Here is a 23,092-nt window from a genome sequence, read left to right as displayed (position 1 = left end):
ACTGGTTCCGAGCCGCGAACTACAGTTCACGTCATGGATCACGTCGTTCTGCTTCGCGGAATCAACGTCGGCGGCATCAACATCAAGATGACCGACCTCCGCGCCGCACTCACGGCCGCAGGCTTCGAGAACGTCCGGACTGTTCTCGCCACCGGCAACGTTCAGCTCTCCTCGCCGGAGAAGGGCCATGCCCTGAAGCGGTCCATCGAGGCAACGCTCGCCGCCGCCTTCGGGTACGAGGCGTGGGTCATCGTGCTCGACCTTCCGCAGCTGCGCGACATCGTCGACGGCTATCCGTTCGATCCCGAACACGACGGCCGACACCCGTACGTCATCTTCGGCAACGATGCCGACCACCTCGCGGAATTGACAGCAGCCGGTGCCGCCCTGGATCCGACGGTCGAACGTGTGGCTCCGGGCGCAAGCGTGGTCTATTGGGAGGTGGTCAGGGGCAGCACCACCGACAGCGCGATCGGCAAGTTGACAGCCAAAGCAAAGTACAAGCCCACCATCACGACCCGGAATCTGCGGACACTCGTCAAGATGCTCGCGTGAGCGGTGCTGCGGAACCGATCATCGCTGCAGCATTGGTCGCCGCTGTTCTGATATTCGCCATCGTTGCGCCCCGAGGCCTCCCCGAGATCGTCGTCGCGCTACCGGCGGCTGTGGCGGCCGTGCTTCTCGGGCTCGTCACCGTGTCGGATGCCCGTGAGCAGGTAGTCGAACTCCTCCCGACGGTGGTGTTCCTGGCGTTCATCCTCGTGCTGGCACATCTGGCCGATGCCCTGGGAGTCTTCACCTGGATCGCATCGGTAATGGGTAGATCGGCGAAGGGAAGTCCACACCGTCTGCTGATGTCGGTCTTCGCGGCCGCGGCGGTCACCACTGCAGTCCTGAGTCTCGATGCGACAGTCGTACTCCTGACGCCGGCCGTGATCGGTGCGGCGCGAGCCCTCCGTATGTCGCCGCGCCCGCACAGCTACGCCACCGCACACCTGTCCAATTCGGCGTCGACGCTTCTGCCGGTGTCGAACCTGACGAACCTGCTCGCCTTCGCCGCCACCGGCTTGACGTTCGTTCACTTCGCGGCATTGATGGCGCTGCCGTGGATCGTGTCGATTCTGATCGAGTTCGCGGTGTTCTGGCTGTTCTTCCGACGAGATCTCGTCCGCACCGAACCGACGACCACGGACCAGCTTGCTCCGGACAAGCCTGTGGCCACTCCCACTGTGCCTCTCGCCGTGCTCGGCGTGACACTGCTCGGTTTCGCGGTTGCCGGACTCTTCGGCGTCGAACCGTTCTGGGTGGCTGCCGTCGGCTCGCTCGCGCTGGCCGTGCCCGCGCTGAAGCAAGGTTTCACGGTGCCCAAGCGAATCCTGTGGGCAGCCGACCTGAAGTTCTGCGGATTCGTGCTCCTGCTGGGAATCGTCGTCGAGGGAGTGACCTCGGGGCCGATCGGCGAATGGCTGAGCGGAGTACTGCCCACCGAGGCATCGTTCACCGGCCTGCTCGCTACGGCCGCGATTGCCGCCCTCGCATCCAACGTCGTCAACAATTTGCCGGCGACCCTCATGCTGCTGGCCGCGTTCGGCTCGTCAGCCCCACCTGGACTGTTGCTCGCGATGGTCATCGGAGTGAACCTCGGTCCCAACCTGACCTATGTCGGATCGCTTGCGATCATGCTGTGGCGCAGGGTCGGTGCCGCGAACGGTGAACCCGCCTCGATCGGTACGTTCACCGCACTCGGTCTGATCACCACCCCGCTGACGATCCTCGGATCGGTTGCGGCGCTGTGGGTTGCGTTAGGCGTTCAGATATGACGTGTCGTTGACCAGTCGAACCGACGCGCCGCCGTCGGGATAGAACTCGGCGATGCTCAGCGAGGCCAGATCGAGGTGCAGGCGGTAGAGCAGCGACGGTCCGACATCCAAGGCGAGCTGAAGCAGCATCTTGATCGGCGTCACGTGGCTGACCACGACGACGGTCGATCCGGCATACGACCCGACGAGCTTGTCGCGAGCGATCGTCACGCGTTCACGGACCGTGTCGAAGCTCTCGCCGCCGGGCGCCGCCACCGACGTGTCGCCGCGCCACTGTCGATGCACGTCCGGATGCTTGTCCATCGCCTCTGAGAACGTGAGCCCTTCCCAATCGCCGAAATCGGTCTCGGTGAGCTCGTCCAGAGTCGCCACCTCGAGGCCGGTCTTGCCGGCAAGTGCACCTGCGGTCTGCTGTGCGCGACCGAGTGGCGACGCGACGATCGCCGAAATATCGTCTCGCGCGGCCAGATACGCTGCCGCAGCAGCAGCCTGCTGCTCCCCCAGCTCGGTCAACGGCGGGTTGCCTCGTCCCGAGTAGCGACGTTCCACAGACAAGGGTGTCTGCCCGTGACGAAGCAACAGCAACCGCGTCGGATCGCCCACCGCGCCGGTCCATCCCGGGGCCGCAGGTTTCTTCTCGACCTCCCGCGGCGGTTCCAACGGGGCACCGTCGGCGGCTGCATCCATCGCCTCGTTCGCCAGACGATCGGCGTGCGAGTTCTGCGCACGCGGAATCCACTGGAACGTGACGCGGTCGAACCCCCGGACCAGATCGGCGGCCTCCCGATTGAGCGGGATCATGTCCGGGTGCTTGACCTTCCAACGCCCCGACATCTGTTCGACGACGAGTTTGGAGTCCATCCGGACCTCGACCTCACGTGCACCGACGTCACCCGCTGCGGTCAAACCTGCAATGAGGCCGCGGTACTCGGCGACATTGTTGGTCGCCACACCGAGTGCGAGACGACGCTCGGCGAGCACCTCCGACCGATCGGCCGAGAACACCACGGCGCCGTAGCCTGCGGGGCCTGGATTGCCGCGGGAACCGCCGTCCGCCTCGACGACGACCCGGTGCGGTGAACTCACAGACCGGAATCTTTGGTGCGCACGAGAATCGCATTGCATTCGGAGCACCGCAGGAGCTCGTCCGCAGGTTTGGCCGCTATACGAGAGATTTCGCCGCGATCGAGTTCGATGCGGCACGCGCCGCACCGACGAGCCTGCAGCAGCGCCGCACCGCGTCCGGTGAGCCCGCGCTGCTTTTCGTAGATTGTGAGCAGATCTTCGGGGAACGTCGCCGCCAATTCGGTTCGACGTGCCGTCGCACGCTGCTCGGCGGCATCGACGTCGGCGACCGCGTCGTCGCGGCGGCGGCCGGCGTCGACGAGCTCGTCTTCGATCTGAGTCAGCTGAGCACCCGCGTGGTTGTAGTCGGTTTCCGACGCCTCACGCCGCTCCATGACCTCGAGCAGTTCCTCTTCGAGGATGCCCTGACGCCGTTCGAGGCTCGACAGCTCGTGCTGCAGCTCGGACATCTGCTTTGCTGCGACAGTTCCGCTGTCGAGAAGCTTCCTGTCCCGGTCCTCGCGTTGCCGGACGGCGTCGACCTCGCCTTCGAGCTTCTTGATGTCACGGTCGAGATCGTCCATCGCGATCTGGACGGTGACGGCGCTGTCCTTGCGGGCGATTCGCTCTGCCTCGAGCTTCTCGAATTCGACCTGCTCGGGAAGACTGCGGCGACGGTGTGCGATCTGCGTCAGCTCGGTGTCCACTGCGGCCAGTTCGAGAAGTGAGGCCTGCACTCGGGGGTCGACATTCACGCGTGATGACTCCTGCGACTATGGAAGTTGATTCGATCCACACTACCGGCTCAGTGGGCCCCGACGGTCCATGGATCGGTGCGGTGTTCACTGACCCTGCTGCTCCAGCCCGGCACACTTGCGAACTCGGCATCGAGAACTCCGCGCGCTTGCTCGCACCACGGCCATTCCGACGCCCAATGCGCGACGTCGACGACAGCAGGTCCGCCCGCCCTGAGGTGTTCGTCCACCGGGTGATGCCGCAGGTCGGAGGTGACGAACACGTCTGCACCCAGGCGTGCGACGGCGTCCAGGAACGAATCGCCCGCACCTCCGCACACGGCGACGGTGGAGACCACGGAGTCGGGGTCACCCGCGGCCCGCACGCCCCACACAGTCGGAGGGAGAGCCGCCCGAACACGTTCGGCGAAGTCCCGAAGTGTCGTCGGGGCCTCGAGACTTCCCACCCGTCCGAGTCCGGTCGATGTCGGCAGCCGCGCCTCCTCGAAGATGTCGAACGCCGGCTCCTCGTAAGGATGCGCACCCCGCAGAGCTGCAAGAACAGCGAGACGTACGGACGCAGGAGCCACGACTTCGATCCGATCCTCGTCGACGTGTTCGAGTGTCCCGACCGATCCGATCGCCGGCTCTGCCCCGTGTTCGGGCTGGAATTGCCCCACCCCGCGAACACTCCAACTGCAGCTGCTGTAGTTGCCGATCGCGCCGGCACCCGCCCCGAACAGAGCGCCCCTCACCGCGTCGCTGTGCGAACCGGGAACCAGCACCACCCACTTGTCGATCGGCGGAGCATCGATCGGCTCGATGGGGCGTGTGTCGGTCACTCCGAGCAGATCCGCCAAAGCGTCGGACACTCCGGGGTCGGCGCTGTCGGCGTTGGTGTGCGCGGTGAACAGCGCGCATCCCGCTTTGACGAGGCGGTGGATCAGAGCACCTTTCGGAGTGTTCGCAGCGACGGAGTCGACACCCCTGAGTAGCAGCGGGTGATGCGCGACGAGAAGGTCGGCTCCCCACGCGACGGCCTCGTCGACTACGTCTGCGGTGGCATCCACGGCATACAAGACCTTGCTCACCTCGTCCGCGGGGTCGCCGGTGACCAGGCCCACCGAGTCCCAGCTCTCGGCAAGCCTGGGAGGGTAGGCGGTATCGAGAACGGCAACGACATCGGCCAGGGTCACACGGGCTGTCACAATCGGCTCCTAGAGAACATCGGCGAGTGCGTCGACGAGTATGTCGACCTGATCGGCGCGTCGAACTGCGACGCGGAGATGATCCGGTGCCAAGCCGGGGAACGTGTCACAACGGCGCACAGCGATGCCCTTCGCTCTCAGACGGAGGCGAACGCTGTCCGCGTCGGGCACCGTCAACAGCAGAAACGGCGCCCGGGCCGGGGTATGAACTGCGATTCCGAGACCTTCCAGTCGTCGAATCATGTCCTCCCGGTCGGTCGTGATGGACTGCGCCTTCTCCGCAGCGAGCCGAACTGCCTCCGGTTCACTGCAGGCGAGAATGGCCTCGATCTGCAGGCTGCCGACCGGCCAGTGTGCGCGCCCTGTCGTCAGCCGGGCCAGGACGTCCGGGTGCCCGAGCGCATAGCCACACCGCAGCCCGGCCAGCGCCCAGGTCTTGGTGAGGCTTCGTAGAACGAGAACGTCGGCGAGCGATTCCGCCGCGACGGACTCGGTCTCAGCCGGGATCGCGTCGGCGAAGGCTTCGTCGACGACGACGATGCGACCTGGCCGACGCAGCTCGAGAACTGCCTCGCGCGCGTGCAGCACCGACGTCGGATTGGTCGGGTTTCCGACGACGACCATGTCGGCTCGGGCGGGTACCAGGTGCGGGTCGAGTCGAAATGGCGGAGGCAGTACGACCTGCTCGACGGCCACGCCTGCTTCGCGCAGCGCCAGTTCCGGCTCGGTGAACGACGGATGGATCACGGCCGCGCATCGAGGGTGGAGCTTCGGCAACAGGGCGAAGCCCTCGGCGCCACCCGACAGCAGCAGCACCTCGTCCGGAGTTCGCCCGTGACGTCGCGCGACCATTTCACGCGCGCGCATCTCGGCCGCAGCGCTCGGATACGCACCGAGCGAGGTAAGCGCGTCGGCCAATCTCTTCCGAAGCCACGCCGGAGGTGCAGAACCTTGCACGTTGACCGCGAAATCGACGAGTCCTTCGCCTACATCTGCGTCACCGTGATGACGGAGAAGCGACATCGAGTCCAATTCCAACGGATCCTTTCGTTGCCGATGAGCGTAGTCCCGACCGTCGGCGATATGGTTTTGTCATGACAAACCTCGACGCATCGCCACTCCCACGCGCCAAGGTAGTGCTGTTCGACCTGGATGGAACGCTCACCGATTCGGCGCCGGGCATCCTCGCCGGCTTCCGCCACGCGTTGGCTTCGGTCGGCGCGCCTGCGCCGACCGAAGAGCAATTGGCGTTGGTAATCGGTCCGCCGTTGATCGACACGCTCCGGGGATCGATGGGATTGTCCGAAGACACCGCCCAGGCGGCGCTGCAGGCGTATTTCGAGCGATACGACACCACGGGGTGGGCCGAGAACACGGTCTACGACGGGATCGAGCCGGTGTTGGCGGAGTTGAAGAACCGCGGAGTTCGGTTGGGCGTCGCCACCTCCAAATCGGAGCGGTTCGCGCACCGCATCCTCGATCATTTCGCGCTGTCGCAGTACTTCGAGTTCATCGGCGGCGCCAGCAACGACGGAGAACGACGCGCCAAGCCCGACGTGATCGCCCACTCGCTTCGCAATCTCGGAGTCGTCCCGAAGGAGGTCGGCGTCGGGGGCACAGACCGCGTCCTGATGGTCGGTGATCGAGACCACGACGTCCACGGCGCCGCACGCTTCGGTATTCCGGCGATCTACGTCGACTGGGGCTACGGCATCGCCGGCGAGAACGACGACGCGGCGTTCACCGTGACGAACATGGACGAACTGTCGAAGGTGCTCAGTGACAACACCGGTGCTTCATGACAACACCGAATAGGTCCGACGCCGCGGTTCACGTCACTTTCGTGTGCACCGGCAACATCTGCCGCTCCCCGATGGCCGAGAAGATTTTTGCCGCGTACCTCCAGGACGCGGGCCTTGGAGCCGCCGTACGGACGACGAGCGCAGGCATCGACGGCTGGCACGAGGGTGAGGGTGCCGACCCGCGGACAGTAGCCGAACTCGAGGTGCACGGGTACGAGTCGGATCACGAGGCCGCTCAGGTCGGCGCGGATCACCTGACGGCCGATCTCGTGGTTGCCCTCGACACCGGTCACGCTCGACAACTACTTCAGTTGGGCGTACCCGCCGAACGGATCGCGCTGTTGCGATCGTTCGATGACGACGCCGACGACGAATCGGTCGCTGATCCGTACTACTCCTCGGACGACGCCTTCGCCGAGGTGCGCGAACAGGTCGAGGCAGCCATGCCGGGGCTGGTGCGTTGGGCCGAGGAGCGCGTCTCCGACGAGGCGTCGTAGATCTCGTTCAGCTCAGCCGCTACCGTAGTTGTTGTGCGAAGGCTCAGATTTCTGCTGCGACCGGGATGGTTCGCGTTGGCTGCCGTCGTCGCGCTGTTCGCGTACCTGTGCTTCACGGTGCTCGCGCCGTGGCAGCTGGGCAAGAACACGTCGACGTCGCACCGCAACGAACTGATCAACGAGTCGGTGAACGCCGAGCCGGTGGCCATCGAACAGCTGCTGTCCGGGCCTGGGTTTGCGGACGGCGACGAGTGGCGTCGGGTTGTGGCAACAGGCTCGTACGACACGGACAACGAAGTTCTCGTCCGTCTCCGCAGCATTCGCGAGCAACCTGCGTACGAGGTGATCACGCCGTTTCGGCTCGACAGCGGCCCGACGGTTCTCGTCAACCGCGGCTACGTGCTGCCGGTGCAGGGAACTGCACCTCCGTCGATCGAGCCGGCACCAACGGCTGCGGTGACGCTCGACGCGCGGATTCGTCAGGCCGAGGGCACCTCGCGGGAGCCCATCGAGGAAGCCGGCCACATTCAGGTCTACAACATCAATCCCGATCAGATCGGGACTGCAGTCGGGGTGGACGCCGTTCAGGGCTATCTTCAGCTCGACGAGGGCCAGCCAGGCGGACTCGGACTGATCGAACTCCCCCAGACCGACTCCGGGCCCTACCTGTCGTACGGCTTGCAGTGGCTCGCGTTCGGCATTATGGCTCCGCTCGGATTGGCGTACTTCGTGCGGGCGGAATGGCGAGAGCGGCGCAAAGCAACCAACCAGGACTTGGCCGATCTGGATTCCGAGGTCGCTACTTCCGATACTCCGATTTCCGCTGCCGCACGGCTACACGCCGATTCGGCCATCGAAGAACCCGAGTTCACGTTGCCCACACGCAAGGAACGCAAATCGAAGGCCAAGGCCGGATCAGCGCTCACGGACAAGGACGTGCGCCTTGCCGACCGTTACGGCAAGAATCGCTGACACTGCTGTCGCCGCAACCTGCACCAGAACCGACAACGTCGCGGCTCGATCGAGGTCATCCGGTGTCGGTGCCCGACCAGCCCCCAGGGTGGGACGGATTTCGACGCCATGAGCGTATTGAGTTCTGCCACCGAGGCTGACTCCGAGTGCGCCGGCGGCCGTGGCCTCGGCGACGCCGGCATTCGGACTCGGATGCCGGGACGCGTCGAGACGCCAGGCACGTAGCGACTGACTCGGACGCCCGCCGACGGCGGGTGACACCGCCGCGGTGACAGCTCCAGTCAGCCGGGCCGGGGCGAGGTTGACCGCGTCGTCGAGCCGAGCAGCGAACCAGCCGAAACGCCGATATCTCGGAGAGCGATAGCCGATCATCGCGTCGAGAGTGTTGACTGCCCGGTATCCCAGGATCCCGGGCACCCCGGCCATCGCCCCCCAGAACACGACGCCGACGGAGGCATCCGACGTGTTCTCCGCGATCGATTCGAGCGATGCCCGAGACAAACCGTCGATGTCGAGCACGCTCGGATCGCGGCCGCACAAAGACGGTAGAAGCGTGCGCGCGGCCTCGATCTCCCGATTGCGTAGATGCTCGGCCATCTGAGATCCCGTTCGAGCCAGCGAGGTTCCACCGAGTGCAACCCAGGCTGCGGACGCCGTGACGACAGTGTCGAGGACTGGACCGCGACGGGCAGCGGCGGTCGAGGCGGCTGCGCCCACCGTAGTCACCGCTCCTACGAGAACGATGGTGTGCAGAGCGCCCGCCCGCCTGCTGTCGCGATACGTTCGCTGTTCCACTGCCGCTGCGACACGGCCGAATCCGGCGACCGGATGAAACTCCCGAGGGTCGCCGAGGATTCGGTCCAGACCGAATCCGAGCACAAGGCCTGCGGCGCGACTGTGAAAGCGCGTCCAGCGGAAGTTCATGTACCGACGGTAGCGAACAACCGTCGAACCGCCTGCCGCCGGTCGCCGGACCCTCAGGCCCAGCGCGACCGATAGGCGCCCGAGATCTGCCTGTTGTCGAAATCGAGGTCGTGGCCGGAATGAAGCATGGCCGCTGCCATTCCGAGAAAGCCGACCGTTGCCATCAGGAGCATTGTCATGGTGTCCCCCAGGATCGCCGTGCGCCCACCTACGAGGGCGTTGATGATCTTGATTCTCGCCGAGGCGTAGACGAATGAACATGCAGATGAGGGGGCCATCACATGTGTCGACAGTCACCGGTCGATTCGCGGTTAGGATCGACCACATGACCGGAGATGGCACGCTCGACGCAGGCAACACCACCGCAACGACCACAACTGGGCGACCGAGCTGGGTGAACAAGGCAATCATCGGCGCAATCGCACTGGTCGCGCTGATAGTCGCGTACCTGATTCTCGCGGCATTCTTGCCCCGGTGGTGGAGCATTCGGGTCGCCAACCTGTCCGATCAGGCCTTCAGCAAGGGCATCTTCTGGGGGCTCGTGCTCGGCACCGTGTGCACGCTTGTTCCCCTCCTGCTTTTCACCGCCGCATGGCGTGTTCGCAAGAAGCGCGGCGGGAAGGTCACGGCGATCGTGGCAATCGTGCTCGCCGTCGCTGTCGCTGCGCCGAACCTGCTGACACTCTCGATCGTTCTCGGCAGCAACAACGCCGCGCACGCAGGCGAAAGGACGCTCGACACCGAGGCGCCTGGCTTCCGTGGAGCGACCGCACTCGGCGCCGTCATCGCCGTCGTGTTGTTCTCGGCACTCGTCTACTTCGTCGTCCGTAGCCGCAGACGTCGTGCACAGAAGCGGATCGCAGCCGCGAACCCCGCACCTCAGGTATGACGTCAGTACGTACGCGGAATCCCGATGACCTTGGTGGCGTCGACAGTCAAGCCTAGCCGCGAATCCAGGCCCAGCGCAGGAACTTCCGGGACATCGGCCGGGTCTGCGGCGACCGCGCCCACAACGTCTGCGCCTGCGATGGCGAAGTTGGAGATCGAGCGACGAACGTGATTGGCGGAGGTCGCGAGGACGACGGAGTCTGCGCCGATCGACTCTACGATCGGCACGCTGAACAGCGCGTTCTGCACTGTCGAATTGGCCTTGTTCTCCACATGAATGCGCTCGGCGGCAACACCGTTGTCGACGAGCCACTCGCGCATCGCCTCTGCCTCGGCAACGCCGCTCTGCGGATTTCCACCAGTCACGACCACGGGCGATTCAGGTGAGGCCGATGCCGCGGCGGCTGCGCTTTCGAGCCGATCGACCAACTCGTCCTGCATCGAACCGTCCCCGTGGAGACCGAACCCGAGCGCGACGATTGCCGTGCGCGGACCGTCGAGCACCGGGGCGAAGTCCACGGTCGACTCGGCCGAGGTGGCAATGATGGCCAGCGCGCGCACGACGGCGTCGTGCAGCGACGGATCGAGTTCGGCGAGCCGGGTGAGTGCCGCGTCCGTGCCGTCCGCGTCTTCGGCGGCGTTGCGGTAGAAAGCTTGCAATGCAACAACATTGGCGTCCGCCGGCGAGGCGAGTGTCAACGCGTCGAGCGAGGCGAGTCCGAGATCGTAGTTGCCCTTGACGAGATTGTCCTGTGCAGCGTTGTACAGGGCAGGTGTCGCGGGTTCGGCAATCGACTCGATGAGTGCGCCCGGGTCGATCGGGAGCGGTAACGGTTGCGCAGTGGCCACTCCACCGAATGCGAGTACGACGACCGCCGAGGCGGCGATCGAGATACCGAAGTTTTCTCTGGACAGGCTGATTCGCACAGCACGTCCTTCCTGCAGACGACGTAGAGGTCGACTAGAGGTTAGCTCGAGTGTGACCGCTGTGGCTAATGTTACTGAAGTGCATAGAGTTACACCGATGTGATTCGGCTACACCGAAAAGCGCGTCGCGGCAACGGAATCAGCGCTCAGGGCACTACGGGAGCCTTGCCGCCGTCGTAGGGTTCGATCACGATCTGCGCGTCCGGCGCGAAGGTCAGATGAACAGGACCCGCGTCCTCTGCCACGGTCACGACAACCGACAACCCTTCCTGCCCCACCGCCTCGATGAGACCACGTTGGTCCCCGGCCTCGTCGACGAGGGCGTAGTCCCCCACCACGACGAGCAATTCCTCGGCTGAGAGTGTGCGACGGCCACCGAAATCTTCCACAGTCATGGTTCCACCGTAGGCGACGGGTCCGGTCACCACAGATACGAGCGGTTGACGATCACGTCGAGCAGCAACATGCAGCCGACGATCCCGAACACGATCCGAACCACGGCCGGACCGAATTTCGTGAACACGCGCACCACACGCCGGTAGCGACGCCGGGCGGCGCGGCTGGAACCCATGGACATGACGAGCACCACCAGCGGCGGGATCAAGGCGAGCACGCAATAGGCGACCACGATCACCGGCCACGTCGGCGGAAGCGGACTGTAGGAGGACAACATGGCGAGACCTGCCAGATAGGGAACAGCAGTCGGTGCCTGCACGATTCCGACCGCGAACCCGGTCACTGCGAGCAACGAAGGACTTCTTCTGAACTTCGCCGTCCATGCGGGCGGCGGACGATCCGACTGCGGAAGTAGCGCCAATGCGATCAGAACGACGCTCAACACCAGTTCACCCCAGTATCGAACGGGAGGTGTGAGCTCGAAGTCGAAGATGCCGGTCAGGAAGTCGAACCCGAGCACAGCAGAAGACCGAACGACGTGGTCGCGAAAAAGACGCCGCCGATGAACGCCAGCCCCGTCTTCAGCGGGGGTGTTCGGCGAAGCCGAGCGTCGTATGCGATCGCCGCGGTGATTCCGATCAACAGCACATCGAGTGAGTCGAGGACTGCAAACCCGACGAGCGCCGACAGCAACGTGACCATGTGGGAGCCAGACTATACGGATCGATCAGACACGTCGGTGGGGCGTGATCTCCCCCAGGACGTCGAAGTCGTAGGCACCCGCTCTGGCGAGATAGATCGGTTGAACGATATGCCCACCCACCATCGTCAGGTGACCGCGCGCGCCGTCGTAGGAGAAGTTCTGCGACACCGAGTCCAGGACCGCAACCTCGGCTGTGCCTGCTCGATTGACCAGGTTCCCGAGGAAAGTGACCCCCTCGTAGCAAGATTGACCGAGCGATCCGACAATCGGTGCGTCCGGTCCGAATCGTGCCGAGAACCGGCCGGAGAAGTCGAGACTCTCCTTCGTCGCCAATGTTTCGAAGTATCCGGAGGACACGTACAGATCGCGGGTGTTCTCAGAACCCGTGGCGAGCAGCATGTTTTCGTCCATCAGCGGACTCAGACGCGCGCACCGTTGATCGAGACCGACTGCGGCGAAATGTTGATGGAATGCAGCCGCATCGTCTCCGAGCAGGAGTACGACGACGGCATCGCACTCCGACTTCTCCAGTGCGCTGACGGCCCCCGAGTAGTCGGAGGTGCCGATCGGCGAAAAGGCTGCGAAGGCAACGGACGCTCCGATCGACCCGAGATACCGGGTGACGATCGCAGCGCTCTTTCGAGGCCACACGTAGTCGTTGCCGACGACTGCCCACTTCGTCCGGCCGAGTTCGTGGACCATGAATTCGAGAGCCGGGATCAACTGCCCCGACGGGGTCTCGCCGGTGACGAACAGCCCCGGGTAGCGGTCGCCGCCTTCGTACAACGAGGTGTACACGTACGGGATGCGTCCGGAAGTGATCGGGATCAATGCCCTGCGCACCGCCGAGGTATGCATCCCCGCGACGGCGTCCACAGCTCCGATATCGAGCAGAGCCCGCACGTCGGCCGCCACCGCAGCAGGTGCGCGGCCACCATCGATCGGCAGCAGTTCGACGTGCCGGCCAAGGACGCCAGCGCTGGCGTTGAGCTCCTCCTGCGCCAGTTGAGCGGACAGCTCGCTCGACGGCCCGATCAATCCGAAAGGCCCGGACATCGGAAAGACGATGCCGACCGTGAAGGTCTCGCCGTCGAAGTAGCGTGTGGTGTCCAAATTTTCCGTCATCGACACCTCGTCCCGGCCGTCCACAGTCGTCGCGCTCGCATAGACTGCACTTTCAGGAACCGAGGCCGTGCACCTCGGAGCGCCTGCAGTTCGATTCATGATAGGAGTCTGATCGCGTGACGCCGACGGAACCCACGCATCGCGGTGGCGGCGCAGACCGACTTCTGTCCGCTCTCGAGCGGGCTGTCAGCGAACGCATGCGCCTCGCGCTCGAACCAGAAGGCCTCGACCTCGAGGAGTGGCGGGTCCTGAGCTTTCTGTCCGACGGCGACGGACACACCATGGCGGACACCGCAGAGTTCGCGTTGCTGCCCCCGCCCACGCTCACCAAGGTCGTCAACCGACTCGTGTCGAACAATCTGGTGCACCGGCGTACCGGCACCGTCGACCGTCGCCAGGTTCTCATTCGCACCACCGCACGCGGACAGCGAAAGTTCGAGGACGTAGCCGGCGTCGTCGAGTCCGTACACCGCGCGCTGTTCGCTTCCGATGCCGCTCGCGAAGCATTCGAGACCGTACTGTCCACGGCTCTGGACAATGCGACATCCTCGCCAGCGTCCGTCGATCACTGACCCGACGTCAGATGAGGGTGTTCGGCCACGACGTTGCTCAGCAACTCGTCGACAGCTTTGACCCGCGCCAGTCCGGTGAGTTCGCGCGGTACCGCGATCCAGTAGGTCCGTTCGATCGAGAAGTGTTCTGCTACAACGCGAACCAGCGTATCGTCGGGCTCGCCGATGTAACTCGGCAGCGGTGCGATACCCAGGCCGCTACGCGCTGCGAGCCAATGCCCGGTGATGTTGTTCGTCTGGATCTGCGCGCGACCGTCGGCGAGAATCGAATCGAAGATCCGGAGTGGAGCCACATCGAGAAGTGCGCCGACATACCAGATCAGCGTGTGGTTACGTAGGTCGTCCATTTTCGTGACCGCCGGAGAAGATTCGAGATACTCCCGTGTCGCGTACAGGTGCAGCGAGTAGGTCGCAAGTCTGCGAAAGGCCACGAATCTCGGTGACGGCTCTTCCAACGTCACCGCAATGTCGAATTCTCTGGTGTCGATCGTCTTGTGTTCGGTTGCGGTCACGAGCTCGACGTTCAGATCCGGGTGAGCATGACGCAGCGTCGTCAGGTTCGGCGTCAACACGAACGCACCGAATCCGTCGGGCGCGGCGATTCGTACCGATCCGGTGAGGGATCCGACACTGGACGTCTGATCCTCGAACGCTGCCACCAGAGTGGACTCGACGGTTTCCGCGTAGCCGACGAGCCGGTGTCCCGCCTCGGTCAATCTCCACCCTGCCGGGGTGCGATCGAACAGTCGCCTGCCCGCCGCCTTCTCTAGGCTCGTGATCCGCCGACCCACCGTCGTGTGGTCGACTCCCAGGGCGCGGGAGGCCTCGATGAGTCGGCCATGACGAGAAACCTCGAGGAAGAACCGCAGGTGGTCGGCAGTGAACATGTGTCGACGATAGCAAGCCGTGCATTTTTGCACGACGTGGTGCGTCTTTGGCCTTTGACATGCGCACCGATGCCATCGAGACTGGGATCACATTCACGAGCGAAGGAAGACAACTGTGACCTCGATTGCACACTGGCTCGACGGCAAGCCCTTTGCAGGGACATCGGACAAGACCTCCCCCGTCACCAACCCCGCTACCGGCGAAGTGACCGGACAGTTGGCTCTCGCCAACCTCGACGACGCGAAAGCCGTCATCGACGCCGCCGCAGCGGCGTTCCCGATGTGGCGCGACACCTCGCTCGCCAAGCGCACTCAGATTCTCTTCAACTTCCGCGAACTGCTCAACAAGAAGAAGGGCGAGCTGGCGGAGATCATCACCGCCGAACACGGCAAAGTCCTCTCCGACGCCCTCGGCGAGATCAGCCGAGGCCAGGAAGTCGTCGAATTCGCCTGCGGGATAGCTCATCTCCTCAAAGGCGGCTACACCGAAAACGCCTCCACCAACATCGACGTCTACTCCATCCGGCAACCCCTCGGACCCGTCGGAATCATCTCCCCCTTCAACTTCCCGGCCATGGTCCCCATGTGGTTCTTCCCCGTTGCCATCGCGACCGGCAACACCGTCGTACTGAAACCATCGGAAAAGGACCCCACCGCCAGCATCTGGCTCGCCGAACTATGGGAAGAAGCCGGACTCCCCCCGGGCGTCTTCAACGTCCTGCAAGGCGACAAAGTCGCCGTCGACGAACTGCTCGAGAACAAGAAGATCAAGGCCATTTCTTTCGTCGGCTCCACCCCCATCGCGCAATACGTCTACTCCACCGGAACGGCGCACGGCAAGCGCGTGCAGGCCCTCGGCGGTGCGAAGAACCACGCCATCGTCCTACCCGACGCCGACCTCGACCTCGCCGCCGACGCAATGGTCAACGCCGGCTTCGGTAGCGCAGGCGAACGCTGCATGGCCATCTCCGCCCTCGTCGCCGTCGGCGACATCGCCGACACCCTCGTCGCCAAGATCGCCGAACGCACGACACCACTGGTCACCGGCGACGGCACCACGGGCTCCGACATGGGACCACTGGTCACCAAAGCCCACCGCGACAAGGTCGCCTCCTACGTCGACGCCGGTGAAAAAGACGGCGCGACCATCGTCGTCGACGGCCGCGGCGTCACAGCAGACGGCGAAGCAGATGGTTTCTGGCTCGGACCGACGCTGATCGACAACGTCACCACCGACATGAGCATCTACACCGACGAAATCTTCGGACCTGTCCTGTCCGTCGTGCGGGTCGACACCTACGACCAAGCCCTCCAACTGATCAACGACAACCCCTACGGTAACGGCACCGCCATCTTCACCAACGACGGCGGCGCAGCACGCAGGTTCCAGAACGAAGTCGAGGTCGGCATGGTCGGCATCAACGTCCCGATTCCGGTTCCGATGGCGTACTACAGCTTCGGCGGCTGGAAGAACTCCCTCTTCGGCGACACCCACGCCCACGGGACCGAAGGCGTCCACTTCTTCACCCGCGGCAAAGCCGTCACCAGCCGCTGGCTCGACCCCAGCCACGGTGGCATCAACCTCGGCTTCCCGGAAAACAGCTGAGCACCGATTCACCTACGAAGGAGTAGGAATGGTTGCCAATATTTCGTTTCCTCGTTTCCTCAAGCTCGGCCCGGGCGCCGTCGAGGAGCTGGGATCGGTCCTGATCGACCTCGATGTCCAACGACCCCTTCTCGTCACCGATGCGTTCATGGTCAGCACCGGCGCTGCCGAGCGGCTGCTGAAGATCATCGAAGCGACCGGTAAGGAGGCCGCGTTGTTCGCCGAGACCGTTCCTGATCCGACGACGGATTCTCTGCAGGCAGGCCTCGACGCGGCGGCAGCCCACGACGCCGACGCCATCATCGGATTCGGCGGCGGCAGCCCGATGGACACGGCCAAGGCCTTGGCCGTGTTGTCGACGCAGGGCGGCGTCATGCGCGACTTCAAGGCTCCTCGGCTCTACGCGGGACCCGCGCTTCCCATCATCGCCATCCCAACCACAGCCGGAAGTGGCTCCGAGGCAACTCAGTTCACGATCATCACAGACGTCGAGTCCGATGAGAAGATGCTGTGCCCCGGTCTGTCGTTCTTGCCGATCGCATCTATCGTCGACTCGGAACTCACGATGTCCATGCCGCCGAGACTGACGGCAGACACCGGAGTCGACGCGTTGACGCACGCCATCGAGGCGTACGTCAGCAAGAAGGCCAACCCCATTTCCGATGGACTTGCACTGTCGGCGATGAGGACGATCGGTAAGTACCTTCTGCGTGCATACCGAGACGGCTCGGATCGCGAAGCGCGTGAGCACATGATGCACGCCTCGACTCAAGCCGGCATGGCGTTCTCCAATGCAAGCGTGTGTCTCGTGCATGGAATGAGTCGGCCGATAGGCGCACATTTTCATGTGGCACACGGACTTTCCAATGCAATGTTGCTGCCCGCGATCACCTCGTTCTCGATCTCGGGGGCGCAAGACCGCTACGCCGATTGTGCACGACAACTGGGCGCCGCCGAGCGGACAGATTCCGACGACAGCGCATCGAAGAAGTTGATCGAGTTCATCGACACGCTGTGCGCCGACGTCGAGGTACCGAGGCCGGGTACCTACGGCATCGACCGGGCACGCTGGGACGAACTGATTCCGCTGATGGCCGAGCAGGCCCTGGCGTCAGGATCGCCGTCGAACAACCCGGTGGTACCCACGGCCGAGGAGATCGCGGAGCTGTACCGCACGGTGTACTGAACAGCGGCGTACTGAAAGTCGACGTCTGATGGCCTCGCACCCCACTGGGGTGCGAGGCCATCGGTCGTTGTCTCCCGCTGCAATCGAATCCAACGGCGTCACACACTATTTACATAGTTCCTAGAAAAATAGTGTCTACAGGAAGTATTCTCTTGTTCAGTGCACGTCCGCGGTGCCCACTCGCGCCGGGCGCACGTGCCCCTCGGCAACTCCCTCGACACCTCCCACCGCATCTGCCGGTCAGCCCGCGCATACTCAGGCGTCGATCTAACGAACTGGACAACCGACATGAACATGAAGAAATACTTCGAAGGACCGGCCACGAGCCTCGACGATCAGATCGAGAGCTACGCAACATCGAGGGTCCCGGCAACTCAGCGCTGGCCCCGGCCCGCAATTCTGCTGGTGCTCACCGGGAACGTCACGGCCATGTTCTGGTTCTCGCTCGGAGGCCAGATCGGCTTTCTCGTCGGATGGCCGATGTTCTTGATACCCATCGCATACATGGTTGTCGGCGCCACTCTCGTCGGTAGCCTCATCATGCGAATCGCGAGCCAGGAGGGCTTGTCGCTCCCCCTCCTCACCCGCGGTCTCGGCTTCGGAACGAAGGGGTCGGCAGTTGCCTCGCTGGTCTACGCGGTCAACTACGTCTTCTACTTCATCTTCGAGGGAAGCATCGTCTCCCACGGACTGAGCGAATTCGCGGGCATCGACATCGACTCGTTCTGGGCCACCATCGTTTTCGCGATCGTCGCTCTGGTCGCACTGTACTTCTCGTGGCGCGGAATGCACTCGATGAACGTTCTGCAGCGGTTCGGAATGCCGATCTTCCTGATTCTCTTCGCGATCGGGATGTACATGTTGGCGAGCGGCTACGTACTCGTCGGGCCCGGCGAATGGGTCGCCACCGATGGCTTCTCCTCGACGGCGATGTGGCAGGCATTGAGTTTGGCCAACGGCCAGGTCGTATTTCAGGCACTCATAGCAACCGACTACGGACGGTTCGTGAAGAAGGACGTCACCTACCGCGGCACAGCAAGCCTGATGCTGGCCGAGTTGCTGATGATCGTCGTCGTGATGGTGCTCGGCGTCTTCCTCGGATTCACGATGCTCCGACACTTCGACGGCACTGCAACGCCGGAACTGTCCGCGACGGATCCGGGTCTCTACTTCGCGATCGTGATGGGTCTGCTCGGCGTCATCTTCGCGATCGTCACACAGGTACGGATCAACGTCATGAATCTCTATTCAGGGTCACTGGCCCTGTCCAATGCATGGGACGTGCTGTCTCCAAGGAAGCTCGGCCGACAGTGGTGGATGGTCGCACTCCTCGTCGTCGGAGTTGCCTTCTACCCCATCAACATCCTGCAATACACAGACAAGTTCCTCGCAGTCACCGGCATCATGACCAACACCTGGATCTTCATTCTTCTCGCGGACTACTTCATCTGCCGTAAGTGGCTCGGTCTCGCCCCGTCCAGCAACATCGAGTTCCGGGACGGCTGGGTCCGCAACTGGAACCCCTGCGGTATCAGCGCGATGCTGATCGGCATCGCAGTCGGCGCCGTCGGGGTGTTCGGGGTCTACCCGTCGTACTACGCGTCGTTCATTGCAATGTTCATCGGGCCGATCATCTACGTGCCACTGACCGTGCTGACACGAGGGCGCTTCTACACGCCAACCGACGCGCCCTCATCGGTCGCGCAACCCGACGCAACGTCGACGCACTGAAAGGACACTTCATCGTGACTTCGCCCGCTCCCTACCTCAGCGCCGCAATCCAATTCGAGCCGACACTCTTCGACAAGTCCGGCAACGTGTCGACGTTGCTGACCCTGGTCACCGAAGCCGCGACGTTCGGCGCCAAGCTCATCACCACCCCCGAGATGGCGACCACCGGATACTGCCTGTACGACTACGACGAAGCCGCATCGGTCGTCGAAACCATCCCTGGTCCCACCACCGATACGTTCGCGGAAGTGACGCGCGAGCACGGCTGCTACCTCGTCATCGGAATGCCGGAGATCGATCCGCAGACAGGCCTCTTCTACAACAGCGCGGTGCTGATCGGGCCCGACGGAATCGTCGGAACTCACCGAAAGACCCACTCGTACATCGCAGAACCCAAGTGGGCAGCCCCGGGCAACCTCGGTCATGCGGTTCACGACACCGAGATCGGCAGGATCGCACTGCTGATCTGCATGGATATCCACTTCGTGGAGACAGCCCGTTTGGTCGCCCTCGACGGCGCCGACGTCATCTGCCACATCAGCAATTGGCTTGCCGAGCGAACACCGGCACCGTACTGGATCAGTCGCGCATTCGAGAACGATTGCTACGTCATGGAAAGCAACCGCTGGGGCCTCGAGCGCACGGTGCAGTTCAGCGGAGGAACCTGCATCATCGAACCCGACGGCACGATCGCCGCCTCACTCGACAGCGGCAACGGAATCGTCTACGCGACCATCGACCCGGCTCGATCCCGACGTCCTCACCCGGCAGGCGAACGTCGACCCGAGCTGTATCGAGAACTGCAGTCGAACACCTTCTTGTGGAATCCTCTCGACTTCTTCTCCCTGTACGGCCATCAGCCGTTGCCGACTGGAACACGCACCGAAGTCACCGTCGTGCAGTCGACACCGACCGGGTCGGTCCAGGCGAACCTTGCAGCCATCGACGAAGTCATGTCGGCTGCGAGCCCCGGAACGGTGCTCGTCTTTCCGGAACTGTCTGTCACCGGGCCGGTGTCGAGCACACGACACCCGTCGAGCTGCGCCGAGACCGTCGACGGGCAGTCCATCGCGCATGTCGCGGCAACAGCAGCGCGAACGTCGACGACAGTTGTCGTCGGCATCGCCGAGGTCGACGGTGACCACATCTACAACACGGCCGTGGTCGTCGGACCGGCTGGGGTACTGGGCACGTACCGCCAGACGCACGTCGCACCAGCCGACGCCGAGTACTTCACCCCCGGAAGCGAATGGACCGTTCTCGATCTCGAGGTCGGTCGCGTCGGGATTCTGATCGGCAACGACGTGCTGTTTCCGGAGGCCGGACGTGTTCTCGCGCTTCGAGGTTGCGATCTCATCGTGTGCCCGGCAGCGATGGTCGCGCCAATCGGAGCCAACCCCGGGACGTCGATCCCGCATCCGGGGGACATCCTCACCGGCGCCGACCCACTCCACTGGCACCACATGAGGGTGCGAGGCGGCGAGAACAACGTGTGGTTCGCGTTCGCCAATGCCTACGACGTCGACCGGGGGCTCCTCGGGCGAAGCGGCGTGTTCGGCCCGGACACCTTCGCGTTCCCTCGCGGCGAGAGCACAGTGTCCGACGGCCTCGGTACCGCGACGGCCGTGGTGGATACCACCAATCTCGAGACCGTGTACCCCACCAACGTCGTCCGCCGAAAAGACCTGGTAGCAATGCGGTTACCGCACCACTATGCAGCACTGAGCGCGGTGTCACCGGCGGAGGTGGACACCGTGGTTCGGTGACGGTCGTCACGATGGGCTTGACCTCGACAGAACTCGAGGTTTCAGGATGGTCGTGTACACGAGATACATGCAACAGGAGACGAAAACATGACGACCGAACGATACGTCCTACCCGAACTCGCCTATGACTACGCGGCGTTGGAGCCGTACATCAGCGGTGAGATCATGGAGCTTCACCACTCCAAGCACCATGCGGCCTACGTCGCTGGAGCCAACGCCGCACTCGACCAGCTCGAGGAATCTCGTGCGACCGGAGATCACTCTCGAATCTTCCTGCACGAGAAGAATCTTGCGTTCCACCTCGGTGGCCACCTCAACCACACGCAGTTCTGGACGAACATCTCGCCTAGCGGTGGAGACAAGCCAGTCGGCGAACTCGCGTCGGCAATCGACGACCAGTTCGGCTCGTTCGACAACTTCCGCGCTCAGTTCACTGCAGCCGCCAACGGCTTGCAGGGGTCGGGCTGGGCTGTGCTCGGGTGGGACGAGCTCGGCAAGCGACTGCTCACGTTCCAGCTCTACGATCAGCAAGCGAACGTGCCCCTCGGCATCACCCCACTGTTGATGTTGGACATGTGGGAGCACGCCTTCTACCTGCAGTACAAGAACGTCAAGGCTGACTATGTCACTGCGTTCTGGAATATCGTCGACTGGTCCGACGTCGCATCCAGGGGACCCTGGAACTGAGCCGGGGAACGCGGCTATTCTCGGCTGTGTGAGTGCGCCTCCCGGGAGCCGAGTGTGATGTTCACGAGTGCCGTCGCCAACGCGATCGCCGACGGCACCGTGAACGTCGCGTTCCGTCGATGGTCGAAGGCCCGGGTCCATGTCGGCACCTCGATCAAGACATCTGCTGGCGTTGTTCTCATCGTTCGGATCGACGAGATCGATCCGAACTCGATCAGCAACGACGATGCACGTGCGGCTGGAGCCGCGTCGCGACAAGAGCTTCTCGCGACTTTCCGAGGTCCGGAACACCTCCCGGTGTTCCGGATCGAAGTCAGGTTTCACGGCGCCGATCCCCGAGAGAGTTTGCGGGCCGACACCGACTTGGACGGCGACGCACTCCGCGACTTGGATGCCACGCTCCGACGCATGGACCTTCGTGCGGATACGCCGTGGACGACCTCGTATCTCGAGCTCGTCGCGAATCGGCCAGGCGTGCGAGCGGCCGATCTCGCGGCATCGGTCGGGTCGGACACCGCGCCGTTCAAGCTCAGGATCCGAAAGTTGAAGAATCTGGGCCTGACTCACAGCCTCGACGTCGGATACCGCCTGTCACCGCGTGGACGCCACTACCTGGAGATTTCGGCGAAGCGCCTACGGTGAACAGATGAGCTCAGGTCACGAGACCGTCACCATCGTCGGCGCTGGTATCGCGGGCGCCGCCTGCGCCGTCGTACTTCGAGAATCCGGTATACCCTTCCGCCTCGTGGACCGCGGCCCGGCTGTCGGTGGCCGCATGGCCTCGCCCGAAATGCACGGGCGACGGGTCGACATCGGAGCGGGCTACTTCACGGTGCGTGATCGTCAGTTCGCAGAAGTCGTCGCTCGCTGGCAGCAGGCCGGGCTCGCTCGAGAGTGGACCGACACCTTCGGCGTGCTCTCGCCCGACGCTGCTCCCGGTACCAGTACAGGTCCGATGCGATGGGCGACTCCAGGTGGCCTCCGGTCGCTCGTCCGGGAGATGCTCGACAACACCGACACGGAGACGCTCGATCTGGACCAGCTGCCCGACGGTGACATGGTTCTCGCGATGCCGGATCCACAGTCGAATCGTCTTGTTTCCGTACCTGATTCCGTGGACTACGACCCGGTCGTGACGCTTGTGTGCGGTTTCGACGCGTGGGATCTTCCGTTCCAGAATGCGGCATTCGTCAACGACCACCCCGTACTCGAATTTCTCGCCGACGACGGATCGAGGAGAGGCGACTTCGCCACTGTTCTGGTCGCACACACGACGGCATCGTTCGCCCGCGGATACCTCGACGATCCCGTGGCGGCCGTCGCACCGACCGTCGATGCACTGAAAGAAGTGGTCGGCGCAGCAACACCGTCGTGGACGCACGCGCATCGCTGGACGTTCGCGAAACCCTCCGCCGCCCACCACAGCACATTCGGCTCTGTCGAATTAGGTTCCCGGCGAGTATATTTCGCCGGAGATCAGTGGTGTCCGCACGGTGCACCGAGGATCGAGAGCGCGTGGCGCTCCGGAACCGATGCAGGCCGCGCACTGTCGCGCAGCAGGCTCGGTGCAGACGGGTAGACAGAATCGCACCGATG

General features: G+C 63.8%; 26 protein-coding genes. 14 read left to right on the top strand and 12 right to left on the bottom strand.

Annotated features, from left to right (window positions below; translation table 11 throughout):
- Positions 1–33 precede the first annotated feature (33 nt).
- Both ACODSO_RS20745 and ACODSO_RS20740 read left to right on the top strand, forming a co-directional pair.
- Entirely contained in the window at positions 34–555 is a 522-nt protein-coding gene (locus tag ACODSO_RS20745) for a DUF1697 domain-containing protein (RefSeq protein WP_489038601.1), read from the top strand.
- Positions 552–1,820, top strand: coding sequence for an ArsB/NhaD family transporter (locus tag ACODSO_RS20740; RefSeq protein ID WP_489038600.1), 1,269 nt, complete (start codon positions 552–554; stop codon positions 1,818–1,820). Before ACODSO_RS20745 ends, ACODSO_RS20740 begins: the two co-directional genes overlap by 4 nt.
- Here ACODSO_RS20740 and ACODSO_RS20735 read toward each other — a convergent pair.
- Genes ACODSO_RS20735 through cobC form a run of 4 tightly spaced genes read right to left on the bottom strand, consistent with a single transcriptional unit; the run spans position 1,803 to position 5,850 of the window.
- Positions 1,803–2,906 (bottom strand): bifunctional RNase H/acid phosphatase, encoded by a 1,104-nt coding sequence (locus tag ACODSO_RS20735; RefSeq protein ID WP_489038599.1) that lies wholly within the window; start codon positions 2,904–2,906, stop codon positions 1,803–1,805. The two genes, ACODSO_RS20740 and ACODSO_RS20735, sit on opposite strands and share 18 nt — an antisense overlap.
- Positions 2,903–3,640 carry a zinc ribbon domain-containing protein gene (locus ACODSO_RS20730; protein ID WP_489038598.1) on the bottom strand — a complete coding sequence of 246 codons (738 nt, stop codon included), beginning with the start codon at positions 3,638–3,640 and terminating at the stop codon, positions 2,903–2,905. The genes ACODSO_RS20735 and ACODSO_RS20730 overlap by 4 nt, the downstream gene beginning before the upstream one ends.
- 50 nt (positions 3,641–3,690) lie before the next feature.
- Positions 3,691–4,830 (bottom strand): Nif3-like dinuclear metal center hexameric protein, encoded by a 1,140-nt coding sequence (locus ACODSO_RS20725; RefSeq protein WP_489038620.1) that lies wholly within the window; start codon positions 4,828–4,830, stop codon positions 3,691–3,693.
- Positions 4,831–4,836: 6 nt separating this feature from the next.
- Positions 4,837–5,850, bottom strand: coding sequence for an Rv2231c family histidinol phosphate aminotransferase CobC (gene cobC / locus ACODSO_RS20720; protein ID WP_489038597.1), 1,014 nt, complete (start codon positions 5,848–5,850; stop codon positions 4,837–4,839).
- Positions 5,851–5,921: 71 nt separating this feature from the next.
- On the opposite strand from cobC, the gene ACODSO_RS20715 reads away from it, so the two are divergent.
- From ACODSO_RS20715 to ACODSO_RS20705, 3 genes are read left to right on the top strand one after another with little or no spacing between them, the layout of a single operon-like run.
- Complete coding sequence (locus ACODSO_RS20715; protein ID WP_489038596.1) at positions 5,922–6,629, top strand: HAD-IA family hydrolase; 708 nt, start codon at positions 5,922–5,924, stop codon at positions 6,627–6,629.
- Positions 6,626–7,126, top strand: coding sequence for a low molecular weight protein-tyrosine-phosphatase (locus ACODSO_RS20710; RefSeq protein WP_489038595.1), 501 nt, complete (start codon positions 6,626–6,628; stop codon positions 7,124–7,126). The genes ACODSO_RS20715 and ACODSO_RS20710 overlap by 4 nt, the downstream gene beginning before the upstream one ends.
- Positions 7,127–7,159: 33 nt before the next feature.
- Positions 7,160–8,098 (top strand): SURF1 family cytochrome oxidase biogenesis protein, encoded by a 939-nt coding sequence (locus tag ACODSO_RS20705; RefSeq protein ID WP_489038594.1) that lies wholly within the window; start codon positions 7,160–7,162, stop codon positions 8,096–8,098.
- On the opposite strand, the gene ACODSO_RS20700 is transcribed toward ACODSO_RS20705, so the two are convergent.
- Positions 8,042–9,022, bottom strand: coding sequence for a cobalamin biosynthesis protein (locus ACODSO_RS20700; RefSeq protein ID WP_489038593.1), 981 nt, complete (start codon positions 9,020–9,022; stop codon positions 8,042–8,044). The two genes, ACODSO_RS20705 and ACODSO_RS20700, sit on opposite strands and share 57 nt — an antisense overlap.
- Positions 9,023–9,075: 53 nt before the next feature.
- Positions 9,076–9,300, bottom strand: a complete 225-nt coding sequence (locus ACODSO_RS20695) for a hypothetical protein (protein WP_489038592.1) — start codon at positions 9,298–9,300, stop codon at positions 9,076–9,078.
- Positions 9,301–9,347: 47 nt separating this feature from the next.
- Between ACODSO_RS20695 and ACODSO_RS20690 the strand changes: the two genes are divergently transcribed.
- Complete coding sequence (locus ACODSO_RS20690; protein ID WP_489038591.1) at positions 9,348–9,911, top strand: permease; 564 nt, start codon at positions 9,348–9,350, stop codon at positions 9,909–9,911.
- Positions 9,912–9,913: 2 nt separating this feature from the next.
- Here the strand turns inward: ACODSO_RS20690 and ACODSO_RS20685 are convergent, their stop codons facing one another.
- The 5 genes from ACODSO_RS20685 to ACODSO_RS20665 all read right to left on the bottom strand — a co-directional run bounded on the left by ACODSO_RS20685 (position 9,914) and on the right by ACODSO_RS20665 (position 13,061).
- Positions 9,914–10,837, bottom strand: a complete 924-nt coding sequence (locus tag ACODSO_RS20685; protein WP_489038590.1) for a YdcF family protein — start codon at positions 10,835–10,837, stop codon at positions 9,914–9,916.
- Between the two features lie 146 nt (positions 10,838–10,983).
- Positions 10,984–11,232 carry a hypothetical protein gene (locus ACODSO_RS20680; RefSeq protein ID WP_068381145.1) on the bottom strand — a complete coding sequence of 83 codons (249 nt, stop codon included), beginning with the start codon at positions 11,230–11,232 and terminating at the stop codon, positions 10,984–10,986.
- Between the two features lie 26 nt (positions 11,233–11,258).
- Entirely contained in the window at positions 11,259–11,753 is a 495-nt protein-coding gene (locus tag ACODSO_RS20675; RefSeq protein WP_489038588.1) for a GAP family protein, read from the bottom strand.
- Positions 11,732–11,935: a hypothetical protein gene (locus ACODSO_RS20670; protein WP_489038587.1), complete on the bottom strand. Its 204-nt coding sequence runs from the start codon at positions 11,933–11,935 to the stop codon at positions 11,732–11,734. Before ACODSO_RS20670 ends, ACODSO_RS20675 begins: the two co-directional genes overlap by 22 nt.
- Before the next feature lie 25 nt (positions 11,936–11,960).
- Positions 11,961–13,061: a substrate-binding domain-containing protein gene (locus ACODSO_RS20665; protein WP_489038586.1), complete on the bottom strand. Its 1,101-nt coding sequence runs from the start codon at positions 13,059–13,061 to the stop codon at positions 11,961–11,963.
- Between the two features lie 116 nt (positions 13,062–13,177).
- Here ACODSO_RS20665 and ACODSO_RS20660 point away from each other — a divergent pair, with 116 nt between their 5' ends.
- Positions 13,178–13,633, top strand: coding sequence for a MarR family winged helix-turn-helix transcriptional regulator (locus ACODSO_RS20660; protein WP_489038585.1), 456 nt, complete (start codon positions 13,178–13,180; stop codon positions 13,631–13,633).
- Here the strand turns inward: ACODSO_RS20660 and ACODSO_RS20655 are convergent.
- Complete coding sequence (locus tag ACODSO_RS20655; protein WP_489038584.1) at positions 13,627–14,520, bottom strand: LysR family transcriptional regulator; 894 nt, start codon at positions 14,518–14,520, stop codon at positions 13,627–13,629. The two genes, ACODSO_RS20660 and ACODSO_RS20655, sit on opposite strands and share 7 nt — an antisense overlap.
- 115 nt (positions 14,521–14,635) lie before the next feature.
- On the opposite strand from ACODSO_RS20655, the gene ACODSO_RS20650 reads away from it, so the two are divergent.
- From ACODSO_RS20650 to ACODSO_RS20620, 7 genes are all read left to right on the top strand, one after another.
- On the top strand, positions 14,636–16,126 hold the full coding sequence (locus tag ACODSO_RS20650; protein WP_489038583.1) for a CoA-acylating methylmalonate-semialdehyde dehydrogenase: 1,491 nt from the start codon (positions 14,636–14,638) through the stop codon (positions 16,124–16,126).
- Between the two features lie 28 nt (positions 16,127–16,154).
- Complete coding sequence (locus ACODSO_RS20645) at positions 16,155–17,312, top strand: iron-containing alcohol dehydrogenase (protein ID WP_068374792.1); 1,158 nt, start codon at positions 16,155–16,157, stop codon at positions 17,310–17,312.
- 288 nt (positions 17,313–17,600) lie between these two features.
- Positions 17,601–19,043 carry a purine-cytosine permease family protein gene (locus ACODSO_RS20640; protein ID WP_068374793.1) on the top strand — a complete coding sequence of 481 codons (1,443 nt, stop codon included), beginning with the start codon at positions 17,601–17,603 and terminating at the stop codon, positions 19,041–19,043.
- Between the two features lie 14 nt (positions 19,044–19,057).
- A complete protein-coding gene (locus ACODSO_RS20635; protein WP_489038582.1) occupies positions 19,058–20,809 on the top strand; it encodes a nitrilase-related carbon-nitrogen hydrolase in 1,752 nt (583 codons plus the stop codon).
- An 87-nt stretch (positions 20,810–20,896) separates the two neighbouring features.
- Complete coding sequence (locus ACODSO_RS20630; RefSeq protein WP_489038581.1) at positions 20,897–21,496, top strand: superoxide dismutase; 600 nt, start codon at positions 20,897–20,899, stop codon at positions 21,494–21,496.
- A 57-nt stretch (positions 21,497–21,553) separates the two neighbouring features.
- Positions 21,554–22,138, top strand: a complete 585-nt coding sequence (locus ACODSO_RS20625; RefSeq protein WP_489038618.1) for a hypothetical protein — start codon at positions 21,554–21,556, stop codon at positions 22,136–22,138.
- Between the two features lie 4 nt (positions 22,139–22,142).
- Entirely contained in the window at positions 22,143–23,075 is a 933-nt protein-coding gene (locus ACODSO_RS20620) for an NAD(P)/FAD-dependent oxidoreductase (RefSeq protein WP_489038580.1), read from the top strand.
- The last annotated feature ends 17 nt before the right edge of the window (positions 23,076–23,092 follow it).

Source organism: Rhodococcus sp. FG69, assembly GCF_057808915.1.
The sequence above is the reverse complement of the archived record's forward strand: the minus strand, read 5'-3'. Positions and strand labels throughout refer to the sequence as shown.

Bases quoted from the DNA above. Each gene is read 5' to 3' on its own strand.
- ACODSO_RS20745 (WP_489038601.1), top strand. From the start codon at position 34: ATGGATCACGTCGTTCTGCTTCGCGGAATCAACGTCGGCGGCATCAAC.
- cobC (WP_489038597.1), bottom strand. From the start codon at position 5,850: ATGTCGCTTCTCCGTCATCACGGTGACGCAGATGTAGGCGAAGGACTC.
- ACODSO_RS20715 (WP_489038596.1), top strand. From the start codon at position 5,922: ATGACAAACCTCGACGCATCGCCACTCCCACGCGCCAAGGTAGTGCTG.
- ACODSO_RS20710 (WP_489038595.1), top strand. From the start codon at position 6,626: ATGACAACACCGAATAGGTCCGACGCCGCGGTTCACGTCACTTTCGTG.
- ACODSO_RS20700 (WP_489038593.1), bottom strand. From the start codon at position 9,022: ATGAACTTCCGCTGGACGCGCTTTCACAGTCGCGCCGCAGGCCTTGTG.
- ACODSO_RS20695 (WP_489038592.1), bottom strand. From the start codon at position 9,300: ATGGCCCCCTCATCTGCATGTTCATTCGTCTACGCCTCGGCGAGAATC.
- ACODSO_RS20690 (WP_489038591.1), top strand. From the start codon at position 9,348: ATGACCGGAGATGGCACGCTCGACGCAGGCAACACCACCGCAACGACC.
- ACODSO_RS20680 (WP_068381145.1), bottom strand. From the start codon at position 11,232: ATGACTGTGGAAGATTTCGGTGGCCGTCGCACACTCTCAGCCGAGGAA.
- ACODSO_RS20670 (WP_489038587.1), bottom strand. From the start codon at position 11,935: ATGGTCACGTTGCTGTCGGCGCTCGTCGGGTTTGCAGTCCTCGACTCA.
- ACODSO_RS20665 (WP_489038586.1), bottom strand. From the start codon at position 13,061: ATGACGGAAAATTTGGACACCACACGCTACTTCGACGGCGAGACCTTC.
- ACODSO_RS20655 (WP_489038584.1), bottom strand. From the start codon at position 14,520: ATGTTCACTGCCGACCACCTGCGGTTCTTCCTCGAGGTTTCTCGTCAT.
- ACODSO_RS20645 (WP_068374792.1), top strand. From the start codon at position 16,155: ATGGTTGCCAATATTTCGTTTCCTCGTTTCCTCAAGCTCGGCCCGGGC.
- ACODSO_RS20640 (WP_068374793.1), top strand. From the start codon at position 17,601: ATGAACATGAAGAAATACTTCGAAGGACCGGCCACGAGCCTCGACGAT.
- ACODSO_RS20630 (WP_489038581.1), top strand. From the start codon at position 20,897: ATGACGACCGAACGATACGTCCTACCCGAACTCGCCTATGACTACGCG.
- ACODSO_RS20625 (WP_489038618.1), top strand. From the start codon at position 21,554: ATGTTCACGAGTGCCGTCGCCAACGCGATCGCCGACGGCACCGTGAAC.
- ACODSO_RS20620 (WP_489038580.1), top strand. From the start codon at position 22,143: ATGAGCTCAGGTCACGAGACCGTCACCATCGTCGGCGCTGGTATCGCG.